The 20,978-nt window shown below is 66.6% G+C and carries 18 protein-coding genes; 8 read left to right on the top strand and 10 right to left on the bottom strand.

Annotation, left to right across the window (positions count from 1 at the left end; translation table 11 throughout):
• Positions 1-45 precede the first annotated feature (45 nt).
• A complete protein-coding gene (locus AR540_RS07105) occupies positions 46-1,518 on the bottom strand; it encodes a benzaldehyde dehydrogenase (protein WP_059227320.1) in 1,473 nt (490 codons plus the stop codon).
• Between the two features lie 228 nt (positions 1,519-1,746).
• Between AR540_RS07105 and AR540_RS07100 the strand changes: the two genes are divergently transcribed.
• Both AR540_RS07100 and AR540_RS07095 read left to right on the top strand, forming a co-directional pair.
• Positions 1,747-3,477 carry a sigma-54-dependent Fis family transcriptional regulator gene (locus tag AR540_RS07100; protein WP_059227318.1) on the top strand — a complete coding sequence of 577 codons (1,731 nt, stop codon included), beginning with the start codon at positions 1,747-1,749 and terminating at the stop codon, positions 3,475-3,477.
• Positions 3,478-3,531: 54 nt separating this feature from the next.
• Positions 3,532-3,993 (top strand): MarR family winged helix-turn-helix transcriptional regulator, encoded by a 462-nt coding sequence (locus tag AR540_RS07095; protein ID WP_059227316.1) that lies wholly within the window; start codon positions 3,532-3,534, stop codon positions 3,991-3,993.
• 467 nt (positions 3,994-4,460) lie between these two features.
• Here AR540_RS07095 and AR540_RS07090 read toward each other — a convergent pair whose 3' ends face one another.
• The 3 genes from AR540_RS07090 to AR540_RS07080 all read right to left on the bottom strand — a co-directional run bounded on the left by AR540_RS07090 (position 4,461) and on the right by AR540_RS07080 (position 7,851).
• Positions 4,461-5,393 (bottom strand): amidohydrolase family protein, encoded by a 933-nt coding sequence (locus AR540_RS07090; protein ID WP_059227315.1) that lies wholly within the window; start codon positions 5,391-5,393, stop codon positions 4,461-4,463.
• Between the two features lie 69 nt (positions 5,394-5,462).
• On the bottom strand, positions 5,463-6,794 hold the full coding sequence (locus AR540_RS07085) for an MFS transporter (protein ID WP_059227312.1): 1,332 nt from the start codon (positions 6,792-6,794) through the stop codon (positions 5,463-5,465).
• Between the two features lie 79 nt (positions 6,795-6,873).
• Positions 6,874-7,851 carry a hydroxyacid dehydrogenase gene (locus tag AR540_RS07080; protein ID WP_059227311.1) on the bottom strand — a complete coding sequence of 326 codons (978 nt, stop codon included), beginning with the start codon at positions 7,849-7,851 and terminating at the stop codon, positions 6,874-6,876.
• A 215-nt stretch (positions 7,852-8,066) separates the two neighbouring features.
• Between AR540_RS07080 and AR540_RS07075 the strand changes: the two genes are divergently transcribed.
• Positions 8,067-8,741, top strand: a complete 675-nt coding sequence (locus tag AR540_RS07075; protein ID WP_059227309.1) for an RraA family protein — start codon at positions 8,067-8,069, stop codon at positions 8,739-8,741.
• Positions 8,742-9,129: 388 nt separating this feature from the next.
• On the opposite strand, the gene AR540_RS07070 is transcribed toward AR540_RS07075, so the two are convergent.
• Positions 9,130-10,473, bottom strand: a complete 1,344-nt coding sequence (locus AR540_RS07070) for an MFS transporter (protein WP_059227307.1) — start codon at positions 10,471-10,473, stop codon at positions 9,130-9,132.
• Between the two features lie 56 nt (positions 10,474-10,529).
• Complete coding sequence (locus tag AR540_RS07065; RefSeq protein WP_059227305.1) at positions 10,530-11,450, bottom strand: SMP-30/gluconolactonase/LRE family protein; 921 nt, start codon at positions 11,448-11,450, stop codon at positions 10,530-10,532.
• 208 nt (positions 11,451-11,658) lie between these two features.
• On the opposite strand from AR540_RS07065, the gene AR540_RS07060 reads away from it, so the two are divergent.
• From AR540_RS07060 to AR540_RS07045, 4 genes are read left to right on the top strand one after another with little or no spacing between them, the layout of a single operon-like run.
• On the top strand, positions 11,659-12,702 hold the full coding sequence (locus tag AR540_RS07060) for an ABC transporter substrate-binding protein (protein WP_059227303.1): 1,044 nt from the start codon (positions 11,659-11,661) through the stop codon (positions 12,700-12,702).
• A 1-nt stretch (position 12,703) separates the two neighbouring features.
• Complete coding sequence (locus tag AR540_RS07055) at positions 12,704-13,528, top strand: ABC transporter ATP-binding protein (protein ID WP_059227301.1); 825 nt, start codon at positions 12,704-12,706, stop codon at positions 13,526-13,528.
• On the top strand, positions 13,521-14,399 hold the full coding sequence (locus tag AR540_RS07050; RefSeq protein WP_059227299.1) for an ABC transporter permease: 879 nt from the start codon (positions 13,521-13,523) through the stop codon (positions 14,397-14,399). The genes AR540_RS07055 and AR540_RS07050 overlap by 8 nt, the downstream gene beginning before the upstream one ends.
• A 45-nt stretch (positions 14,400-14,444) precedes the next feature.
• Entirely contained in the window at positions 14,445-15,485 is a 1,041-nt protein-coding gene (locus AR540_RS07045; protein WP_059227297.1) for an amidohydrolase family protein, read from the top strand.
• A gap of 10 nt (positions 15,486-15,495) precedes the next feature.
• On the opposite strand, the gene AR540_RS07040 is transcribed toward AR540_RS07045, so the two are convergent.
• Positions 15,496-16,731: an alpha-hydroxy acid oxidase gene (locus AR540_RS07040; protein ID WP_082706931.1), complete on the bottom strand. Its 1,236-nt coding sequence runs from the start codon at positions 16,729-16,731 to the stop codon at positions 15,496-15,498.
• Positions 16,732-16,818: 87 nt separating this feature from the next.
• Here AR540_RS07040 and AR540_RS07035 point away from each other — a divergent pair, with 87 nt between their 5' ends.
• Positions 16,819-17,685 (top strand): LysR family transcriptional regulator, encoded by an 867-nt coding sequence (locus AR540_RS07035; protein ID WP_059227295.1) that lies wholly within the window; start codon positions 16,819-16,821, stop codon positions 17,683-17,685.
• A 43-nt stretch (positions 17,686-17,728) separates the two neighbouring features.
• Here the strand turns inward: AR540_RS07035 and AR540_RS07030 are convergent, their stop codons facing one another.
• The 3 genes from AR540_RS07030 to AR540_RS07020 are packed head-to-tail and all read right to left on the bottom strand — an operon-like array spanning position 17,729 to position 20,630.
• Entirely contained in the window at positions 17,729-19,237 is a 1,509-nt protein-coding gene (locus AR540_RS07030; protein ID WP_059227293.1) for a tripartite tricarboxylate transporter permease, read from the bottom strand.
• Positions 19,237-19,689: a tripartite tricarboxylate transporter TctB family protein gene (locus AR540_RS07025; protein ID WP_059227291.1), complete on the bottom strand. Its 453-nt coding sequence runs from the start codon at positions 19,687-19,689 to the stop codon at positions 19,237-19,239. Before AR540_RS07025 ends, AR540_RS07030 begins: the two co-directional genes overlap by 1 nt.
• Complete coding sequence (locus AR540_RS07020; RefSeq protein ID WP_082706930.1) at positions 19,677-20,630, bottom strand: tripartite tricarboxylate transporter substrate binding protein; 954 nt, start codon at positions 20,628-20,630, stop codon at positions 19,677-19,679. Before AR540_RS07020 ends, AR540_RS07025 begins: the two co-directional genes overlap by 13 nt.
• Positions 20,631-20,978: the final 348 nt, after the last annotated feature.

The raw sequence follows: 20,978 nt of genomic DNA, 5'->3' as shown, positions 1-20,978 counted from the left end.
TTTCAACGCGGTTTGGCCGACGCGCAGCAGCCTTTGAGCAGGCTCTCAGAAGGGATAGCGTGGCGGCTCGATATGCTCGGTCACCCACTGCCACTGGCTGTAGTCGTCCCAGTTGCACAGGCCGCCGACGCTGCCGCCATTGCCGGACTGGCCGCGACCGCCGAAAGGGTTGACCACCTCGTCGTTCACCGTCTGGTCGTTGAGGTGCAGCATCCCGCAGTCCAGTCGCGCACCCAGGGCGCGGGCACGGGCCAGGGAGCCGGAGAGCACGCCAGCCGCCAGGCCGTAGGGGGTGCGATTGGCCAGCTCGACGGCCTCGTCTTCGTCGGCGAAGGTCGCCACGCTGGCCACCGGCCCGAAGATTTCCTCGTCGAAGGCGCGCATGCCGGGGCGGACGCCGCTGAGCACGGTCGGGGCATAGAACAGCCCTTCGTGACGACCGCCCTGCTCCAGGCGAGCCCCCGCGGCCAGGCTATCCGCGACGATGCCCTGGACGCGCTGCAATTGCTGGGCGTTGATCAGCGGACCGAGCTGGGTGGTGGGTTCCAGGGGATCGCCCAGACGCAGGGCCGCGGCGCGGGCCACCAGGCGCTCGGTGAAGGCCGCGGCAAGGCGTTCTTGCACCAGGATCAGGCCAGTGGCCATGCAGATCTGCCCCTGATGCAGGAAACTGCCCCAGGCGGCGCAACCGACGGCGAGGTCGAGATCGGCATCGTCCAGCACGATCAGCGGATTCTTGCCGCCCAGTTCCAGGGCCACCTTCTTCAAATGACGTCCGGCGGTTTCGGCCACCTGGCGCCCGGCCCGGGTCGAACCGGTGAAGGCGATCATTCGCACCTGGGGATGGGCGCAGAGCGCCGCCCCCGCCTCGGCGCGTCCGGGCAGCACCTGCAGCACGCCCTTGGGTAGTCCGACCGCCTCGAACAGCCGGGCGATCAGGATGCCGCCGCTCACCGGTGTCTGGTGATCCGGCTTGAGCACCACGGCGTTGCCGCAGGCCAGGGCCGGGGCCACGGCCCGTAGCGAGAGGATCAGCGGAAAGTTGAAGGGCGAGATCACCCCGACCACGCCGTGAGGTAGCCGGCGGGCATAGGACAGGGCACCCCGCTCGCTGGGCAAGAGCACGCCATGGGGTTGCAGCAACTGGCCGGCGACCTGCTGCAGGATGACGCCGGCTTCACGCAACTCCAGTTCGGCCTTGGGCAGGATGCCGCCCGTTTCCCGCGCGATCAGCGGCGCCAGCTCGGCACGATTCAGCTCGAGGTGCGCGGCAGCCGCCAGGAACAGGGTGGCCTTCTGCCGAGCCGTCCAGCCGGCCCAAGCCGGTTGCGCCCGGGCCGCCTTGCCGCAGGCCTGGTCGATGTCGGCGACGTTGGCGAGGCCCGTGCGATGCAGGGGCCGACCGCTGGCGGGTTCGCTGACCTCCAGGGTACCGCCTTGGGCGGAGATCCAGTTGCCATCGAAAATTCGCTCGCGCCAGGACGCACCGTCCAGGAATGGCGTGGGATGTTCGCTCATAGCCTTCTCCTTGTTGTTATCGAGCCTCGGTGGGCTCTAAGGAACGGAGCAAAGGCTGTGCCCAGCACCGGGCAGGAGAAAAAAGACCATTGCCATCAAGCGCTTGCTGCCGTGAACAGGCAACCGAGGCAGGCCATGCCGGCGAAAGCCTTACTCAAAAGATAAAGTTATGATGTATAACCATCTTCTCGATTGCGCATTTGCGTAGTTCTCCCGAGAGGTCGTGCCATGGCCCTGTCCGAACGTCTGTCCCTCAGCGATCTGCAACAGGTCGCCCCCGGCTTCCAGCGTGGCGACAGCTCGGCCTGGAACGACAGTGCCACCCCGACCCAGGCGGAACTGGCCGAGTGCCTGTTCTTCTCCCCCGGCGACGGTCGCATCTGGCTCAACGATCAGCGCATGCTGCTGATGCATGCCTCGTCATTCGGTGCGCTACGCCGGGAACTGATCGGCGCCCTGGGCCAGGAACGCGCCCGCGGCCTGCTGACCCGGGTCGGCTATCTCTCCGGGGTGCGCGACGCCGAGCTGGTGCGCAAGCGCTGGCCCCAGGCCGACGCGGCGGCCATCTTCGCCGCCGGGACCCGCCTGCACGGCCTGGAAGGCCTGGTGCGGGTCGAGCCGCTGCATTTCGAGTTCGACATCGAGCAGGGTCGCTACGGCGGCGAATTCCTCTGGCATCACTCGGCCGAATGCGACGAGCACCAGATCGCCCATGGCCAGGGCAGCGACCCGGCCTGCTGGATGGAAACCGGCTACGCCATCGGCTACGTCAGCAGCCTGTTCGGCCGCCTGGTGATCTTTCGCGAAGTGGAATGCCGGGCCATGGGTCACCACGTCTGCCGGGTGGAAGGCCGCAATGCCGAACGCTGGCCCGATGTGGAAGAGGACCTGCGCTATCTCAACGCCGCCGGCGCCGACACGCCCGACACCACCACGGCGCGGCTGCCTGCCCTACTGCCCCTGGCCGCCGCCGGTCAGCCGCTGGTGGGTGCCTCGGCCGCCTTCAACACGGCCTTCCGCGCCCTGCAGCGGGTGGCCCCCACGCCGGCCACGGTCCTGCTCACCGGCGAATCCGGCGCGGGCAAGGAACTGTTCGCCAGCCACCTGCACCGCCTGAGTCGGCGCGCGGACGGCCCCTTCGTCGCCCTCAACTGCGCGGCCATCCCGGAAAATCTCATCGAAGCCGAACTGTTCGGCGTGGAGCGTGGTGCCTTCACCGGTGCCAACCAATCCCGCGCCGGACGCTTCGAACGAGCCCAGGGCGGTACCCTGTTCCTCGACGAGATCGCCTGCCTGAGCCTGCCTGGCCAGGGCAAGCTGCTGCGCGCCCTCCAGGAGCGCGAGATCGAGCGGGTCGGTGGCAGCCGCACCCTCAAGGTGGACGTGCGGGTGATCGCCGCCACCAACCTGGACCTGCGCGAGGCGGTGCGCCGCGGCGACTTCCGCGAAGACCTCTTCTATAGACTCAACGTCTATCCCATCGGCATCCCGCCGCTACGGGATCGTCGCGACGACGTGCCCCTGCTGGTGGACCTTTTTCTGCGACGCTTCTGTGCCGCCTACGAACGCCCGCCGGTGGGCCTGACCATGCGCGCCCTCAAGGCGCTGCTGCGCTATGACTTTCCCGGCAACGTGCGGGAATTGCAGAACCTGGTGGAGCGCGGCGTGATCGCCAGCGACCCCGGTGAGCTGATCGACCTGCCGCATCTGTTTCGCGGTGAACCCCTGCCGGACGATCTCGCCGCCCCCGCGCCCGCGGTGGATTGGCTGACTCGCCTGGGCGTGGACGCCGACCGTCCGCTGCACCTGGGCCAGCTCGAAGCCGAACTGCTGGACGAAGCCCTGGCCCGCAGCCGTGGAAACGTGGCCGCCGCGGCGCGCCTGCTGGGCCTGAGCCGCGCCCAGTTCGCCTATCGCCATCAGCGCGCGAGGCGGCACGGAGCGCGGGAACTGGATTAGAATGATGCAGCTGTCTCCTCCCTTCGCCACCACCGACGGAAACCCTTCCCGCCGATGAGTTCGCCCAACGACGCCGTGCCTCGCGACACCGCCACCCCCTGGCTGGACACTGCCGTAGGCTATGCCCTGCGCCGCGCCCAGATGAAGATGTTCCAGCACCTGGTGGACAGCCTGGCCAGCTACGACCTGCGCCCCGCCCAGTTCACCGCCCTGGTGATCCTGGAACAGGAGCCGGGCCTGATGCAGGCCGACCTGGCCCGGCGCCTGGCCATCGAGCCACCGCAACTGGTCCTGCTGCTGAACAAGCTGGAACGCCAGGGCCTGGCCGAGCGCGTACGCGGCACCCAGGACCGCCGCGCCTATGCCCTGCACCTCACCGACCAGGGCCGCGCCCTGGTGGGCGAACTCAAGGACCGCGCCGCCGCCAGCGACCGCGCCGCCAGCGCCCCGCTGGACGATGCCGAACGCGCCGAGCTGTTGCGTCTGTTGCGCAAGCTCAACGGGGATCTGCAGTAGTACGCCACGCCTGTCCGGCCCCCTCTGCTCTGGCTATCGCCCAGGTAGGCGTACCCTATCGCGGTCATGGCGGTCCGCTGCTGCGACCGCTCCTACAAGAGCACTGCCCTCTGTAGGAGCGACTGTATTGTCGCTACAGGCCTACATCACGCAGCGTGGAAAACGGCGCAGCCTTTTCCATGGGAGACGTCGCGCCGAGGGGCTCCCTCACCCCAACCCTCTCCCAAGGGGAGAGGGGCTATCCAAGCAGGCGTTCAGTTACATCCACCCCGGCAAAATCACGATAAACCGTCATGCCTCCTTCGTTAGGAGCAGCCCGTCACCGCGATCAGTCAGACAGTTGCCTCCACCGGTGTCGAGGTGCTTTGCAGGCGCGGCCGCATCGACGGACCGCTGGATCAGGTTGGCATCCGAGCCTGATCCAGGCTCCCTGCTCCCCCCATTGCACCGCCCAGCTCGCCCGAGCGTCAAAAGCCATAAAGACTGACCGGGTTGTCACGCAGGATGGCGCTGCGCACCCTGTCATCGGGCGCCCAGTCGGCCAGCAAGTCGAAGATATGGCCATCGTCCGGCTTGTTGCCGACCGCCACCGTGGGATGCGGCCAGTCGCTGCCCCACAGCAGCCGCTCTGGATGACACCGCACCAGTTCCCGGGCCACGGCGCCGACATCCACATAGTCCGGCGCACCACTGCGCGATTTGATGTAGGGGCCCGACAGCTTCACCCAGGTGCGCTCGCCGTCCAGCAGACGAGTGATGACGCCGAAGGCAGCCGAATTGATCCCCTCCGGTTGCGGCACGTGGCCCATGTGATCGATCACCAGACGCGCCGGCAACCGTCGCAGCCGGCTCTCCAGCTCTATCAGCTGATTGCCTGGCGCCACCACCTGGACATTCCAGCCCAGCTCATCGACCCGCGCCGCCAGGGGCTCCAGATCGGCCAGGTCGGCGCCGCCGTAGCTGAGGTTGAAGCGGATACCGCGCACCCCGGCCTTGTGCAGCTCCTGCAACTCGGCATCGGTGATGCTCCGGTCGATGACCGCCACGCCGCGGGCCTGGCCCTGGCTGCGCGCCAGGCCGTCGAGCAGGCAGCGATTGTCGGTGCCATAGGTGGACGGCGTGACGATGACCATGCGCTGCAGCCCCAGCAGTGCCTGGAGCCGGTGGTAGTCGTCCAGGGAGGCATTGGGCGGGAGCAGCTTGGCTCCCGGGGCGGCCGGGTAGCGGTCATCGTAGAGATGCATGTGGCAGTCGACGCTGCCGGCCGGGGCCTTGAGTTTCGGTGCCATCTGGATACTGGAGAACGGGGTGGCGGCCTGGACGCCGAGGGCATCGAACAGGCACAGGGCGGCACTCGCTGTGGCGCTCGCTTTCAGGAAGCGCCGACGATTGAAGGTCATGATGGATTCCTTGAAAGGCTGCCGGCCCCAGCGGGCCGGCAGTGATAGGCGACTTTTTCAGACCAGCCGCTAGCCGGCGTTGGTGGCTACGGTCTGGGCGTCTGCCTTGGCACGCGCGGCCTTACGGCCCATGACCAGCACCAGCAGGCCGCTGATGGCGCACAGCGTGGCCAGCGGCAATACCGCCAGGGCGTGGCTATGGGTCGCCCCATGGATGGCACCATAGACATTGACCATCACCCCGCCCCCGATCAGGTTGGCCAGGGCGCCGATGGCAGCCAGGCCGGCGGCGGCGGTCGAGGACGACAACCAGCCCGAGGCCAGTGCCCAGAACGGGCCCTTCATCGAGTAGGCACCGATCAGCACCAGGCTCAGCAGGATCACCGTGGCGGCCAGCGACGAGGTGAACATGCCCGCCAACAGACCCACGGCGATCAACAGCATGGTGAGCGAGGTGTGCCAGCGACGCTCGCCGGTGCGATCCGAGCTGCGGCCCCAGAGGACCATCGCCACGGAGGCCAGGCCATAGGGAATGGCGTTGGTCAGGCCGACCTCCAGGTTGGACAGGCCAAAGGACTTGAGCAATTGCGGCGCCCAGACGCTCATGGTGCTACCGGCCGCCGAGGCGCCCGAATAGATCAGCGCCATGACCCAGATGTCCTTGTGCTTGAGCAGCTGCCACAGGGAGATATGGCCGATGCTGGTCTTGCGCCCGCGCTCCTCGGCCAGTTTGAGGGTCAGCCAGCTGCGCTGTTCGTCGCTCAGCCACCTGGCCTGCTCCGGGCGGTCGGTGAGTACGAACAGGCAGGCGATGCCCAGCAGCACCGCCGGGATGCCTTCCAGGATGAATAGCCAGTGCCAGCCACGCATGCCCAGCCAGCCATCCAGGCTCAGCAGCAGGCCCGAGAGCGGCGAGCCGAGGAAGTTGGCGCCGGGGATCGCCACCATGAAGATGGCGACCATGCGCGCCCGGTAGTTGGAGGGCAGCCAGTAGGTGAGGTACAGCAGCACGCCAGGGAAGAAGCCGGCCTCTGCGGCACCCAGCAGGAAGCGCATCACGTACAGCGAGTTGGCGCCCTGGACGAAGGCGGTACCGGCCGAGACCAGGCCCCAGGTGATCATGATCCGGGCGATCCAGAGGCGCGCGCCGAAGCGCTGCAACGCCAGGTTGCTCGGCACTTCCACCAGGAAATAGGAAAAGAAGAACAGGCTGCTGGCGAAGCCGAAGATTGCCGGCGTCAGGCCCAGATCCTGGTTCATCTGCAGCGAGGCCATGCCGATGTTGCCACGGTCGATGATGGCGATGAGGTAGCAGACGATCAGGAACGGCAGGATGCGCCAGGCGACGCGGCGCATGGTGCTGCGCTCCAGTTCGCTGATCTCGGGCGTGGAAGAGGTCATGCAGGCTCTCCGTCTTATTGTTGTGGAGATAGGCGTAGCGGGCGGGCCCGGAAGGAGACCGCCCGCACTGACGCAAGGATCAGGCAGCGATGAGGTGACGATTGACCACGGCACGCGACTCGACGTTCTTGCCGCTCCAGTGATCGAGCACCTGCTGCACCGCCACCAGTCCGACCCGGTCCCGGGCCTCGGTGGTGTTGGCGCCCACGTGAGGGGTGGCGACCAGGTTGGTCAGGCCCCAGAGGGCACTATCGGCCGGCGGCGGCTCGGGGTGGAAGGTATCCAGGCCGGCACCGCCGATCCGCCCCTCACGCAAGGCGGCCACCAGCGCCTGGGTGTCGATCAGTTCGCCACGGGCGGTATTGATCAGCAGGCTGCCGGGACGCATCCGGGCGAACTGGGCGGCACCGAACAGGTGGCGGTTGGCCTCGGTCAGCGGGCAATGCAGGCTGATGATGTCGCACTCGGCCAGCAGGTTGTCGAAGCTCTCCTCCCGCTGCACGTGATCCCGCGCCGGCAGGGTCTGGAGATAGGGATCGTAGACCCGCACCTGCATCCGCAGCGGCGCCACCAGGTCCATCAGCACGCTGCCGATGGACCCCAGGCCCACCAGGCCGAGGGTCTTGCCGAACAGCTCGGTGCCGTTGGCCTGGGCCTTGTCCCAGTGCCCGGCGTGCATCCGCGCATTCAGCCACGGCGTCTGCCGGGCCACGCTGAACATCAGGGCGAAGGCGTGCTCGGCCACCGACTGGGCGTTGGCGCCCAGGGCGATGGTGACCGGAATGTTTCGGTCGGCAGCGGCCTGCAGGTCGATGGTGTCGTAGCCGACGCCGTGCTTGGCGATGATCTCGAGCTTGGCCGAAGCCTCGATCATCTCGCGGGTCAGCTTGCCCTGGCGGACGATGATGGCGTCGGGCTGCTCCTGGCGGATCAGCGCGACCAGCTCGTCCTGGGGCATGTAGGGCTGGGTCGGCACGACGCGGATGCCATGGGCAGCGGCCAGGGCCATGGCGTCGGGAGCGAGTTCGGGGCCGGTGAGAAGCAGGGTGCGGGTCATGTGGGTAATCCCTTGTTGTTATGACGTCGTCCGTCGGGCGGACAGCCAGAAAGGCAGGATTTGACCTTAGCATAATGGAACAGCGTTGCAATACTGGACGTAACTACGAATTACATGCCGATCATCCGACCATTGAATGTTCAAAAAAGAAATGACATTCTGAAATTCGACACCCGCTCCAGCGGCATCCAACAAAGCCCACAAGAGAAATGCCCATGACCATCGGATTCAGAGTTCTCAATGCCCAGCGCAAGGTCGCAGCCGAATGGGTTGCACGCTACCGCGAAGTCCCGGTCGCCAACGTCAGCGATTCCATGAACCGCATGACCGCCGGCGGCTCGCGCCTGCGCCCCATGCATCGCCAGGGCGTGCTGGCCGGCCCGGCGCTGACCGTGAAGGCGCGCCCGGGCGACAACCTGATGCTGCACTACGCCCTGGACATCGCCCAGCCGGGTGACGTCATCGTGGTGGATGCCGGCGGCGACCTGACCAATGCCCTGATCGGCGAGATGATGGTGGCCTATGCGGTCAAGCGCGGCGTGGCCGGCATCGTCATCAACGGCGCCATCCGCGATGCCGCCAACATCGGCGCGGGCGACTTCCCCCTGTTCGCCGCCGGCATCTCCCACCGCGGTCCCTACAAGGACGGCCCGGGCGAGATCAACGTCCCCATCGCCATCGACGGCATGGTCATCGAGCCGGGCGACCTGATCATCGGTGACGACGACGGTCTGCTCTGCGTGCCCTACGACCAGGTCGCCGAGGTCTACGACCGCGCCACTGCCAAGCACGCCGCCGAAGAGAAACAGATGCGGCAGATCGCCGAAGGTACCAACGACCGCAGCTGGGTGCTGGAATCGCTCAAGAAGAAGGGCTGCGCCCTGCCCTAGTCGTCTTCCTGTCCAAGCCGGGGTGCAACACCCGCCGGGCTGGACCGCTGGACCAACAAACGCCCGCTGCCTGCAGCGGGCGTTTTACCGTTCAGGACTTGGTAACGCCGCACTGTGTGGTAACGGCGCTCGGACTCCGCGCGTCTCTTCCGTTACCTCTTGGCGGTTGCCTGGATAACCAGGCCTTGAAGACCTCCGCTGCGCTCGGCCCGGGCGTCCAGGTGGTCGTGCCAGCCCTCTTATCGAGCGCCGGTGCCTTCTCGTTCAGGCAGCAACAACTCTCGCCCTCGTCGCGGCTGGCGCCGGCAAACCCGCGCCCAGCACCGGTGATAGCGCCACCAAAGCAGAAGGCGGCTCGTGGCCGCCTTCTGTGTCGCTCAACCCGGGCTCAGGTCCGCAGCGGTGCCTCGCCACCGGTCTTGAGCGGCGCCCGACGACTCGGATCGCCCAGCCAGAGCATCAGGATGACACCCAGCGCCAGTACCGAGGCCACCACATAGAAGGGCCCGGAGTAACTCTGGGTCGCATCCTTGACCAGGCCGATGGCGAAGGGTCCGACGAAGCCCCCGAGGTTACCGATGGAGACGATCAGCGCCAGTCCACCCGCCGCGGCCCGACCGGTCAGGAAGCTGGAGGGAATGGCCCAGAAGGTCGCCTGGAAGGACAGGATGCTCGCCACCGTCACGCTCAGGCAGCTCATGCGCAGCAGCGGATCGGCCGACAGCGCGGCACCGACCAGGCCGCAGGCGGCCAACCCCAGGGCGCCCGCCACATAGGGCAGGCGGTGGGTGCTCTGGTTGGCCTGGCGCGCCCAGAGCGTCATGGCGACGGCACCCAGTATGTAGGGGATCGCAGCCACCAGGCCTACGGTGCTGTTCTGCATGCCCAGGCTCTTGATGATCTGCGGCATCCAGATGCCGATGCCCACGGAGCCGACGATGCCGCAGAAATTGATGGCGGCCAGCATGAACACCTTGGGATTGGTCAGGGCCGCGCGCAGGGTGGAGCCATGGGTCGCACCGATCTCACGCTGCTCACGAGCCAGCCGCTCGGTCAGCCAGGTCCGCTCGCGGGTGGACAGCCAGCGCGCCTTGGCCGGCGAATCGACCAGCACGAAGAGACAGACGATCCCCAGCAGCACCGCCGGCAGGGCCTCCACCACCAGCAGGAATTGCCAGTTCTTCAGCCCCATGAAGTCGTGGACGTCCAACAGGAAGCCCGACAGCGGCGAGCCGATGATGTTGGCGGTCGGGATGCCCAGCAGGAAGGCGGCGGTGGCCTTGGCGCGCCATTTCCCGGGGAACCAGTAGGTGAAATAGAGATAGACCCCCGGGGTGAAACCGGCCTCGGCCACCCCCAGCAGGAAGCGCAGGATGCTGAAGCTGACCGGGCCGCTGGCGAAGGCCGTGGCCACGGAGATCAAGCCCCAGGTGATCATGATCCGCGCGATCCAGATCCGCGCGCCGAAGCGCTGCATGAGCAGGTTGCTGGGAATCTCGAAGATGAAATAACCGAAGAAGAACAGGCCGGCCGCCCAGCCGAACATGGTCGCGGTCAGCCCCAGGTCCTTGTTCATGCTGATGGCGGCGAAGCCGACATTGGTGCGATCCAGATAGCTGATCACGTAGCAGGCGAAGATGAACGGCAGGATGCGCCACAGGGCGCGCTGCAGGACCTTCTCACCTTCGGCATCGGTCATGGGCGCCTCGGCGCCCGGCGGGATCTGACTCATGGGTAACCTCTGTTGTAATTGTTGTGGTGCTGACAGGGATGTCGATACGCGGCTGGCTAGAGGTGAGAGAACATCGGTAGCCCCCGGACGCCGGTCTCTGCGCGCAGGATGCTGCCGGTCTCGGATTCGGTGATGAACAGGCTGCGCCCCTCGGGACCGCCGAAGGCCAGGTTGGTATTACTGATGCCGGCGCAGGATTTCAGCCGGGCCAGCGGCTCGGCCACCGGCGACAGCTGCCAGACCGAACCGAAGCCGGTATGGGCGATATAGAGGTTGCTCTGCTCGTCCAGCGCCAGACCGTCCGGACCGCCGAGTCCGCCGTGCAACTGGGCGAAGACGCCGACCTTGCCGATCAGCGAGCCGTTGCCCAGCGGAATGCGCCAGATCTGTTGCGCCCGGGTCACCGCCACCAGCAGGTGATTGAGCCGCGGATCGAAGACGATGCCGTTGGGGCTGGGCACCGTGGCCAGCAGGCAGCTGAGCTGGCCATCGGCGCCCAGGCGATAGACTCGGCCGCTGGCGTCCTGCAGACCGGTCTGGCCCTGATCGGTGAAGTAGAGATCGCCAGCCGGCGAGAACACCAGGTCGTTGACCCCTCTGAAACCTTCCGAGCCTGCACTCCCCAGCACCGTCTCCACTTCGCCGCGTAGCGGGTCGAGCAGCAGGATGCCGCGCCTGTAGTCGGTGATGAAGATGCGCCCATCACGATGGATCTTCAGGCCGTTGGGCCAGCCATCGTATTCGCAGACCAGCTCCCATTCGCCCCGTGGATCGATGCGGAAGATGCGCCCATTGGGAATATCGGTGACGTAGAGATTGCCCTGGCGATCGAAGGACGGCCCCTCCAGGAAGGAATCGATGGCCCGGCCCTGGCGATTGGCATCGGCCCAGGCCGTTCGCTTGGACTGACGATAACGGTCGGGCAGGCGGGTGAAGAGGGTGGTTTCCAGCGTCGGCGGCGCGGCGAAGAAGCTCATGAACAAGCACCTGAGAGAGGTCGAAGTCGTCCCCGAGGAAACCGAGGTCTTCGAGATTTTGTTATTTGCGGAATGTCGTTCCAAAAATAAAACAGCCAAGGCCAATTGCAAGCGAAAGTTTCACTAATCTACCGCTTGCCTTGACAGCACTGGCTTTTCTCCATACTCATAAAAGAAACGGCATTTCAAAAATAACAAGGAGAACGCCATGCTGCAGCCCTTCGGCCGCCCATCCCGTCGTGCCCTGCGCCGACTCGTCCAGCTACTGGGCCTAACCACCAGCCTCACCCTCGGCAGCGCCCTGCCCGTCCAGGCCCAGACCGAACAGGCCCAGGTCACCCTGGCGATCCAGTATGGCTATGCCTATCTACCGGTGACCCTGGCCGACAAACTGGGCTTCTTCCGCGAGCAGGCCAAGGCGGCCGGCCAGCCCGACACCCAGTTCGACATCAAGCGCATCAGTGGCTCGCCCGCCATCAACGATGCTCTCATCAGCGGCAACATCGACATCGGCGGCTATGCACTGCCGGGCACCCTGGTGGCCTGGCAGAAGACCCAGAAATCCCTCGACATCCGCGCCCTCTGCGCCCTGGTCGCCGGCGACAATGCCCTGTTCGTCAACGACCCCTCGATCAAGACGCTCAAGGACTTCAAGCCCGACCAGAAGATAGCCGTGAGCTCCCCCACCGGCCAGCAGGCCCTGCTCTTGCAGATGGCCGCCGAGCGTACCTTCGGCCCGGGTCAGGCGCATCGACTGGACAACCTGATGGTCGCGCTGCCCCATCCGGACGCCACCGCCAGCCTGCTCAACAAGGCCGGGATCACCGGCTATATCGGCCCCAACCCCTACAGCTACCTGCTGGCCAAGGACCCGAAGGTCACCAAGCTCTTCGATTTTGCCAAGGAACTGGACATGCGCATGACCAGCGGGGTGCTCACCACCACCGGCAAGTTCGTCAAGCGCAATCCGGGACTGAGCGCCGCGGTGGTCGCCGCCATCGGCCAGGCCCAGGATTTCATCAGGGCCGAGCCGCGCAAGGCCGCCGAACTCTTCCTGCAGTCCGAGCCTTCCAGCCTGAGCCTCGACCAGGTGGAGGACATGCTGCGCGGCGTCAGTAGCGAGTGGTCGGTGCAGCCCATCGGCGTCATGGCGCTGGCCAACTTCATGGTCAGCACCGGCGCCCTCAAGGAAGCCCCCCAGCGCTGGCAACAGGTCTTCTTCGATCCCGTGGCCAAGGGCGAGGGCAACTGACATGAACACCGCAGCCAATCAGTCGCCCGTCGCCACCCCCGCCAACGCCGCCTGCCTGTTGCAGGTGGACGAGGTCACCCTCCAGTACAAGACCCGCGAACAGCTGATCACCGCCACCCATCAGGTGTCCTTCGAAGTCCGCGAATACGACAGGTTCATCCTGCTCGGCCCCTCGGGCTGTGGGAAATCCAGCCTGCTCAAGAGCGTCGCCGGCTTTCTCGAACCGGCGGCGGGCCATATCCGTCTCAACGGCCAGGACGTCCGCGAACCCGGCCCGGATCGCATGATGGTGTTCCAGGAGTTCGACCAGCTGATGCCCTGGAAGACGGTGCTGGGCAACATCCTCTTCCCGCTTCAGGAAACCCGTCGCTTCCCCGCCAAGGAACTGCGCGACCGCGCCCGGACCGCCGCGGTCAAGGTCGGCCTGGAGAAGTTCGTCGATGCCTATCCACACCAGCTCTCCGGCGGCATGAAGCAGCGCGTGGCCATCGCCCGCGCCCTGGCCATGGAGCCGGCCATCCTGCTGATGGACGAACCCTTCGCCGCCCTCGACGCCCTCACCCGGCGGCGCATGCAGGAGGAGTTGCTCGGACTCTGGGAGCAGTCACCCTTCACCCTGATGTTCGTCACCCACTCCATCGAGGAGGCCATCCTGCTCGGCTCGCGCATCCTGGTGCTCAGCCCCCATCCCGGCCAGGTCCGTGCCGAACTCGATGCCAGCCAGTACGGCTTCCGCCAGCAGGGCGCCGCCGGCTTCACCGCCTTCCACCAGCGCATCAGCCAGATGCTGTTCGGCCCCAATGCCAGCGAGACCGCCCATGACTAAGCCCGCCGTCATCCTGCAACCGCGCCCGGATATCGAGTACACCCCCATCGCCCCCGGCCAGGTCGGCGACATCGCCCGCCGCCTGGGCCTGGCCGAGCGTCTGTTCGCCCAGGCCGGCGTGCGCCGCACCCTGGTACTGGTCGCCCTGGCCATCATCTGGGAGGTCTATGCCCGCTATCTGGACAACGCCCTGATGTTCCCGACCTTCAGCGACACCGTCGTGGCGCTGTGGACCGATCTGCTCAATGGCGCCCTGCCCCTCGCCGTGCTCAGCTCGCTCAAGGTGTTGATGGTGAGCTATGGCCTGGCCATCGCCCTGGCCATGCTGCTGACCACCCTGGCGGTATCCACCCGGGTGGGTACCGACATCCTCGCCACCCTCACCGCCATGTTCAATCCGCTGCCGGCCATCGCCATCCTGCCGCTGGCCATGCTCTGGTTCGGCCTCGGCGTGCAGAGCCTGATGCTGGTCATCGTCCACTCGGTGCTCTGGGCGGTGGCGCTCAACACCTACTCGGGCTTCCTCTCGGTCAGCCAGACCCAGCGCATGGCCGGGCGCAACTACGGCCTGCGCGGCATTCGGCTGGTGGCTAAGGTACTGATCCCGGCGGCGGTGCCCTCGATCCTCGCCGGCCTGAAGATCGGCTGGGCCTTCGCCTGGCGTACCCTGATCGCCGCCGAACTGGTCTTCGGTGTCTCCGGCAACTCAGGCGGCCTGGGCTGGTACGTCTTCCAGCACCGCAACGCCCTGGAGACCTCCAATGTCTTCGCCGGCCTGCTGATGGTGATCATCATCGGCCTGGTGGTGGAAGGCCTGGTGTTCCGCAGCATAGAGGTGCTCACGGTGCGCCGCTGGGGCATGCAGAATTGAGCCGCCGCGTGCCAATCGCCAAGATTAGCACCAGGAGCCGTCGTCATGGCTGATGTCCCGGCTTCTCCTCACGCTCCGGTACGCGAGGCCTGGCTGGCCCAGGTCCAGGAGCAGATCCTGGAGCCCGAGCTGCCCATCGTCGATGCCCACCACCACCTCTGGGACCGCCCCGGCCAGCGCTATCTGCTGCCCGAGTACCTGGCGGATACCAGCGGTGGTCATCGCATCCTGGCCTCGGTCTATGTGCAGTGCCGGTCGATGTACAGCGCGGATCGCGCCGCACCCTTCGATGCCGTGGGCGAAGTGGAATTCGCCGCCGGGGTGGCGGCCCAGAGCGCCAGCGGTCTGTACGGCGAGAGCCGGCTCTGCGCCGCCGTCGTCGCCGGCGCCGATCTCTGCCAGGGCGAGGGCGTCATCCCGGTCCTGGAAGAGATGCAGGCGCGCAGTGGCGGGCGGCTACGCGGCATCCGCAACGCCACCGCCTGGCATGCCGATCCGCGGCTGGTGTCCAATCCGCGGCCACCGCCGGCGGGCATCCTCATGGATGAGCGCTTCCATGCTGGGGTGGCCTGTCTCGCCCGCCATGATCTGTCGCTGGACATCTGGGCATACCACACCCAGCTCGACGAGGTGCTCGCCCTCGCCCGGAAATTCCCCGACCAGCCCATGGTGCTCGATCATTTCGGCGGCCCCCTGGGCGCCGGCCCCTATGCACAGCAGCGCCGGGAGGTCTTCCAGACCTGGTCCCTGGCCATCCGGGAACTGGCACGCTGCAGCAACCTGCGCCTGAAGCTGGGCGGCCTGGGCATGAAGGTCGGCGGCTTCGCCTTGGATGAAAGGGCCATGCCGCCCACCTCGGCCGAACTGGCGGACCTGTGGCGACCCTATGTGCTGACCTGCGTGGAAGCCTTCGGCGCCGAGCGCTGCCTGTTCGAAAGCAACTTCCCCGTGGACAAGGGCATGTTCTCCTATGGGGTACTGTGGAATGCCTTCAAGCGCCTGACCCAGGGTTGGCGTCAGACCGACCGTGAAGCCCTGTTCAGTGGCACGGCGATGGACACCTACCGGCTTTCATTAAATAGCTGATCAGCCGTGGTTACCGCACGATCCTGAGGCTGTCGCGACGGACGGCGCCGGGACTCTGGATACCCAACAGCGCCATGTTGCGCGACAGCTCGGTGGCCAGGATGCCGATCGCATGCTTGATGCCCGGCTGGCCGCCCACGGCGCCGGCATAGTTCATCGGTCGACCGACGAACACGAAGGCGGCACCCAGGGCGAGGGCCATGAGGATGTCGCCGCCGCGGCGAAAGCCGCTGTCGATCATCACCGGATAGTCCGGCCCGACCGCCTTGACCACCTGCGGCAGGATGGCGAGGGGCGCGACGCTGCCGTCCAGCTGGCGCCCACCATGGTTGGAAACGATGACGCTCTCCGCGCCGACCTCCCTGGCGCGCACGGCATCTTCCGGCGCGAGGATGCCCTTGACCACCAGGGTGCCTGGCCAGTGGCGGCGGATCAGCTCCAGGTGCCGCCAACTCAGGTGATCGCGGGCGCCGAAATCGCGCATCACCTTGGCCGACACGATGGGCGCGCCGCGGCCCACGCCGGCGTTCTCGAAGTGCGGCATGCCCCGTCGCAGCAGGGTCCTCAGGGCGGTACCGAGCAACCAACGCGGATGGGTGAGGCCTTCCCAGGCCAGGTGCAGATCCGGCTTGAGCGGCGTGGAAAAGCCCGCCCTGATCAGATTCTCGCGATTGGCCGACACCGGCACATCGGCGGTGATGACCAGCGTCTTGAAGCCGGCGTGTCGCACGCGGTTGAGCAGGGCCAGGATCCTGGCATCCTCGCCGGGTACATAGGCCTGGAACCAGGCGTCCGGATTCTCCCGGATCACCGCCTCCATGGGCAGCAGGGAGGAACCGCTCATGATCGCCGGGATATTGGCTTCCCTGGCCGCCCGGGTCTGGATGAGGTCCCCCTCGAAGGCGGTGAGTGCGCTGATGCCCATGGGCGCGATCCCGAAGGGGGCGCCATAGCGCTGCCCCAGGAGGGTCGTTTCGAGGCTACGCGTCGAGGTATCAGTGAAGGCGCGGGGCACCCAGGCATAACGATCGAAGCCCGCGCGGTTGCCGTGCAACGACTTCTCCTGTTCCGCGCCGCCGCTGACATAGGCGAAGAGCGGCTTGGGGAGGTGGCGGCGGGCGGCCGCCTCGAAATCATCGAGGGACAGGATGGCGCGCAGGCGCCGGGGTATCCGGTAGCCACCACTGCCCTTGGGCAGCGTGTGGGACGCCAAGGGATAGTCTTGCAGTCTGCTCGTCTGGTTCATGCCACTGGCCTGGTCGTTTTGGCCATCCTAGGCGCTCGACCCGCCAAGAAAAGTTATTCTTCGTCGCTCCAAAGACGAGAAAAACTCATGAAGATCGAAGCCTTCCTGACTCTGCAGGCGGCGGTGGAGCGCGGCTCCTTCGCCGCCGCCGCGGAAGCGGTGAACCTGACCCCCAGTGCGGTCAGCCTGCAGATCAAGCAGCTCGAGGCTTACTTCGGCCAGTCACTGTTCGATCGGTCGGGTCGGGCGGTGCAGGCCACCGGCTTCGCCCGACGATTGCTCGACACCATGGCCCGGCCGCTGGCCGATCTTGAGAAGCTGCGCAATCAGCGCGCCCAGCCGCTGACCGGTCGCGTCCGTCTCGGGGTGACGGGTTCGATCCTGACCACGCTGCTGCCCAGGGCGGTCGCCGAACTGCAGCGGCGCGCCCCCGGCATCACCCTGCAACTGGAACGGCACAATACGCCCGAACTGATCGCCGCCCTGAAAGCGGACCGCCTGGATGCCGCCATCCTGGTCAGACCACCGGGCGGCGGCTCGGCCCGGCTGCATTGGCATGACCTGCTCCGCGAACCCCTGGTACTGGTGGTGCCAGCGCAGCTCGCTCCCCTGGCGCCCGAGGCTTATCTGCGGCGTTATCCCTGGATCAGGCTGGACCGCAAATTGGTGGTCGGTCGCCTGGCGGCCCGCTTCGTCGACGGCCTGGTGCCCCAGTGCGAGGCCTTGCTCGACGTCCCCAGCGCCGACGCCATCATCGCCATGGTCGGCCTGGGTCTGGGCGTCTCGGTGCTGCCGCGGCTGCGCCCGGAACACCTGGGTCCCTATGAGATACGGGAGGTCTCCCTCGGCGCCGCGGCGCCCACTCGCCAGCTCGCCCTGGCACGGCGCAAGCAGGACTCCGAGAACGCCTTGCTCGACACCATCGCCCAGGCCTTCGACGTCGCCTGCCGCTAGCGCCACGACAGGGGGCGAGCGCAGCCCGTCGCCCCCTCCCCGCTCAGGCCTCTTCCTCCTGGAAGGCTTCCTCCCGCTTCCGGCGAAAGGCCGGCAGCACCATCATCACCAGCAGGATGGCGGAGGCGGCGAACAGGGTAGCGCTGATCGGCCGCTGGACCAGCACGGCCGGATCACCCTGGGAGATCAGCAAGGCGCGCCTCAGGTTGGTTTCCAGCAAGGGCCCGAGGACGAAGCCCAGCAGCAGCGGGCCCGGTTCGCACCTGGCCTTGCGGAACAGATAGCCCAGCAGGCCGAAGATGATCACCAGGGCGACGTCGAAGCCACGGTTGTTGACGCTATAGACCCCGACGCAGCAGAACAGCAGGATGGCCGGGAACAGCAGCCGATAGGGCACCTGCAGCAGCCGCACCCAGACGCCGATGAGCGGCAGGTTGATGACCAGCAGCATCAGGTTGCCGATCCACATGCTGGCGATCAGCCCCCAGAACAACGCCGGCTGGTTGGTGATCACCGAAGGCCCGGGGGTGATGCCATGGATCATCATGGCGCCGAGCATCATGGCCATGATCGAGTTGGAGGGAATGCCCAGGGTCAGCAACGGGATGAAGGACGACTGGGCGCCCGCATTGTTGGCCGACTCCGGCGCGGCGACGCCCTCCACCATCCCGGTGCCGAACCGCTCCGGCGTCTTCGAGACCTTCTTTTCCAGCGAATAGGCACTGAAGGCGCTCAGGGTCGCACCGCCGCCGGGCAATACGCCCAGGAAGGTGCCCAGGGCCGTACCGCGCAAGGTGGCCGGCCAGGCCCTGCGGAAGTCCTCGCGGGTGGGCCACAACCGGGTGATCTTGCCGGCGAGGGTGCCACGGGCTTCGCGGGATTCGAGGTTGACGGCGATCTCGGCGATGCCGAACAGGCCCACCGCGATCACCACGAAATCGATGCCGTCGTAGAGGTCAGTGGAACCGAAGGTCAGGCGCGTGGTGCCACTGCTGACATCCATGCCCACCATGCCGAGCAGCAGTCCCAGGCAGACCATGCCGACCGCCTTGATCACCGAGCCGCTGGCCAGGATGGTCGCCGCCAGCAGACCGAACACGGTCAGCGCCACGTATTCCGCCGGCCCGAAGGACAGGGCGAAGCGCGACAGCACGGGCCCGGCCACCGCCAGGGCCACGGTGGCGACGGTTCCGGCGAAGAAGGACGCCAGGGCAGCGGTGGCGAGCGCTGCCCCCGCCCGCCCGCGCTTGGCCATGGCATGGCCGTCCAGCGCCGTGACCACGGCCGAGGCCTCACCCGGCAGATTGACCAGGATCGCCGTGGTCGAGCCACCATACTGGGCGCCGTAGAAGATGCCGGCCAGCATGATCAGGGCGGCCAGCGGTGGCAGGAAATAGGTGATCGGCAACAGGATCGCCACCGTGGCCGTGGGCCCGATGCCCGGCAGCACGCCGATCAGCGTCCCGAGCAGGGCCCCGATCAGGCAGAACGCCAGGTTGGTCGGACTCATGGCTTCGGAGAAGCCCAGGTAGAGCGCGTCGAAGATCTCCATCAGAAAGGCCCTACCCGCATTTGGACATCCAGCCCGTAGATGAAGACCAGCACGCCGAACAGGGTCAGCACCACGCTGGAGATCAATACCTCGCGCAGCCGCCACTCGCGGTCGGCCAGGCTGCCGAAGATCACCAGCCCGGCCGCCGCGACGATGAAGCCGGCATACTCGGCCGCCAGGGCGAAGCCCCCGACGGAGGCCAGCAGGATCAGCAAGGGTCTGAGCTGCACGGCGCCGATGGACTCCGCGTGCTGCCACAGGCCCAGCAGGCCGATGACGACGCCGAGGATGATCACCAGCGAGCCGACCAATACCGGCAGATAGCCTGGCCCCATCATGGCCGCGCTGCCGAACGGCAGGTCCTTCGACGACCAGAGCACCAGCGCCCCCAGGCCGATGAAGAGGGCACTGGCGAGCAAGTCGGGACGATTGCCGCGCGTCACTGCACCCATGGAGAGACGCTCCACAGCTTCTGGTAGCCCGCGAGCTGCGCCGGCATCTGGGCGGCCCAGTCCTCACCGGACAGATAGGCCAGCGGCAGCGACAGGTCCTGGGCCTGTTTGACGAAGGCCGGATCCTCGATGACCTCCTTCACCGCCTGCGCCATGCGCTGCTCGATGGCCTCGGGCACCCCGGACGGCGCGGCGATGCCCCGTTCGGAGGTCATAACCAAGTTGACGCCCTGCTCCTTGGCGGTGGGGAGATCGGGCTGCTGGGGCATGCGCTCGGCGGAAAACTGCGCGAGGACGCGGAAGTCGTCGTCCGCGTTCATCTCGCTGATGTTCTGGCCCGCCGCGCTGATATGGCCACCCATCAGGGCGGTGCGGGATTCGGAGGCGCCACTGAAGGGCACGTGGGTGAGCTTGATGTCGGTCAGCTGTTGCAGCTCCACCATCATCAGGTGGTCATCCGTGCCGACGCCGGAGGTGCCGACCGAGAACTTGCCAGGTGCGGCCTTGGCGGCCGCGGTGAAATCCGCCAGGGTCTTGTAGGTGGAATCCTTGGGGACCGCCAGCACCGTGGGATCATCGACGATGCGCGCCACCGGGCGGATCTTCGCCGGGTCGTAACCCACCTTGCGCTGGACCCGTGTGCTCAGGAAGCCGGGGGTATTGATGAAGGCGAAGGTGTAGCCATCGGGTTTCGCCTTGCTCAGCATGGTATAGGCGATCTCACCCGCCGCGCCGGGCCGGTTGACGATGACGATCTTCGCGCCCAGGCGCTTCTCGAGATAGGGCTGCATCGCGCGCGCCATGATATCGGTGCTGCCACCAGGGGCATAGGCGACCAGGAATTCGATGGGCCGATCTTCCGGCCAGGCGGCGTGTGCCGTGACGGGGTTTAGGGACAGCGCCAGGAAAGAGGCTACTAAAGCGCTCGCGGTCTTGGTCATGGATGGCTCTCTGTTGTTCTTCTTGGAATGGCGGGTCACCGCGTCGGGCACACCCGAGGCATCGGGCGCCCTGGCCAGCGGTGTCCCTGCGCGGATACGCCGACAAGGACTCTCCCTGCGAAACCAAGATAATGCAATGCCGTTTCATAAACGAGCCAACAGACCGGGCGATGCTCAGAGAAATCGTAACCAGAAAAGACAGATACTCGCTCAATAGGACTTCAGGCCCGGCGGAAGGCCGACCAGCCAAAAGGCTCCCTTAAATTTTCAGAATGTAATTTTCTTTTTATCGATAAAGCCAGATCGGGAGCGTCACCCAGGTGGAGCCTCGTTCGGTCGGCGCCTGAG

Source organism: Pseudomonas sp. EpS/L25 (assembly GCF_001512295.1).
GTDB lineage: Bacteria > Pseudomonadota > Gammaproteobacteria > Pseudomonadales > Pseudomonadaceae > Chryseomonas.
The sequence above is the reverse complement of the archived record's forward strand: the minus strand, read 5'-3'. Positions and strand labels throughout refer to the sequence as shown.

Bases quoted from the DNA above. Each gene is read 5' to 3' on its own strand.
- AR540_RS07105 (WP_059227320.1), bottom strand. From the start codon at position 1,518: ATGAGCGAACATCCCACGCCATTCCTGGACGGTGCGTCCTGGCGCGAG.
- AR540_RS07100 (WP_059227318.1), top strand. From the start codon at position 1,747: ATGGCCCTGTCCGAACGTCTGTCCCTCAGCGATCTGCAACAGGTCGCC.
- AR540_RS07095 (WP_059227316.1), top strand. From the start codon at position 3,532: ATGAGTTCGCCCAACGACGCCGTGCCTCGCGACACCGCCACCCCCTGG.
- AR540_RS07090 (WP_059227315.1), bottom strand. From the start codon at position 5,393: ATGACCTTCAATCGTCGGCGCTTCCTGAAAGCGAGCGCCACAGCGAGT.
- AR540_RS07085 (WP_059227312.1), bottom strand. From the start codon at position 6,794: ATGACCTCTTCCACGCCCGAGATCAGCGAACTGGAGCGCAGCACCATG.
- AR540_RS07080 (WP_059227311.1), bottom strand. From the start codon at position 7,851: ATGACCCGCACCCTGCTTCTCACCGGCCCCGAACTCGCTCCCGACGCC.
- AR540_RS07075 (WP_059227309.1), top strand. From the start codon at position 8,067: ATGACCATCGGATTCAGAGTTCTCAATGCCCAGCGCAAGGTCGCAGCC.
- AR540_RS07070 (WP_059227307.1), bottom strand. From the start codon at position 10,473: ATGAGTCAGATCCCGCCGGGCGCCGAGGCGCCCATGACCGATGCCGAA.
- AR540_RS07065 (WP_059227305.1), bottom strand. From the start codon at position 11,450: ATGAGCTTCTTCGCCGCGCCGCCGACGCTGGAAACCACCCTCTTCACC.
- AR540_RS07060 (WP_059227303.1), top strand. From the start codon at position 11,659: ATGCTGCAGCCCTTCGGCCGCCCATCCCGTCGTGCCCTGCGCCGACTC.
- AR540_RS07055 (WP_059227301.1), top strand. From the start codon at position 12,704: ATGAACACCGCAGCCAATCAGTCGCCCGTCGCCACCCCCGCCAACGCC.
- AR540_RS07050 (WP_059227299.1), top strand. From the start codon at position 13,521: ATGACTAAGCCCGCCGTCATCCTGCAACCGCGCCCGGATATCGAGTAC.
- AR540_RS07045 (WP_059227297.1), top strand. From the start codon at position 14,445: ATGGCTGATGTCCCGGCTTCTCCTCACGCTCCGGTACGCGAGGCCTGG.
- AR540_RS07040 (WP_082706931.1), bottom strand. From the start codon at position 16,731: ATGAACCAGACGAGCAGACTGCAAGACTATCCCTTGGCGTCCCACACG.
- AR540_RS07035 (WP_059227295.1), top strand. From the start codon at position 16,819: ATGAAGATCGAAGCCTTCCTGACTCTGCAGGCGGCGGTGGAGCGCGGC.
- AR540_RS07030 (WP_059227293.1), bottom strand. From the start codon at position 19,237: ATGGAGATCTTCGACGCGCTCTACCTGGGCTTCTCCGAAGCCATGAGT.
- AR540_RS07025 (WP_059227291.1), bottom strand. From the start codon at position 19,689: ATGGGTGCAGTGACGCGCGGCAATCGTCCCGACTTGCTCGCCAGTGCC.
- AR540_RS07020 (WP_082706930.1), bottom strand. From the start codon at position 20,630: ATGACCAAGACCGCGAGCGCTTTAGTAGCCTCTTTCCTGGCGCTGTCC.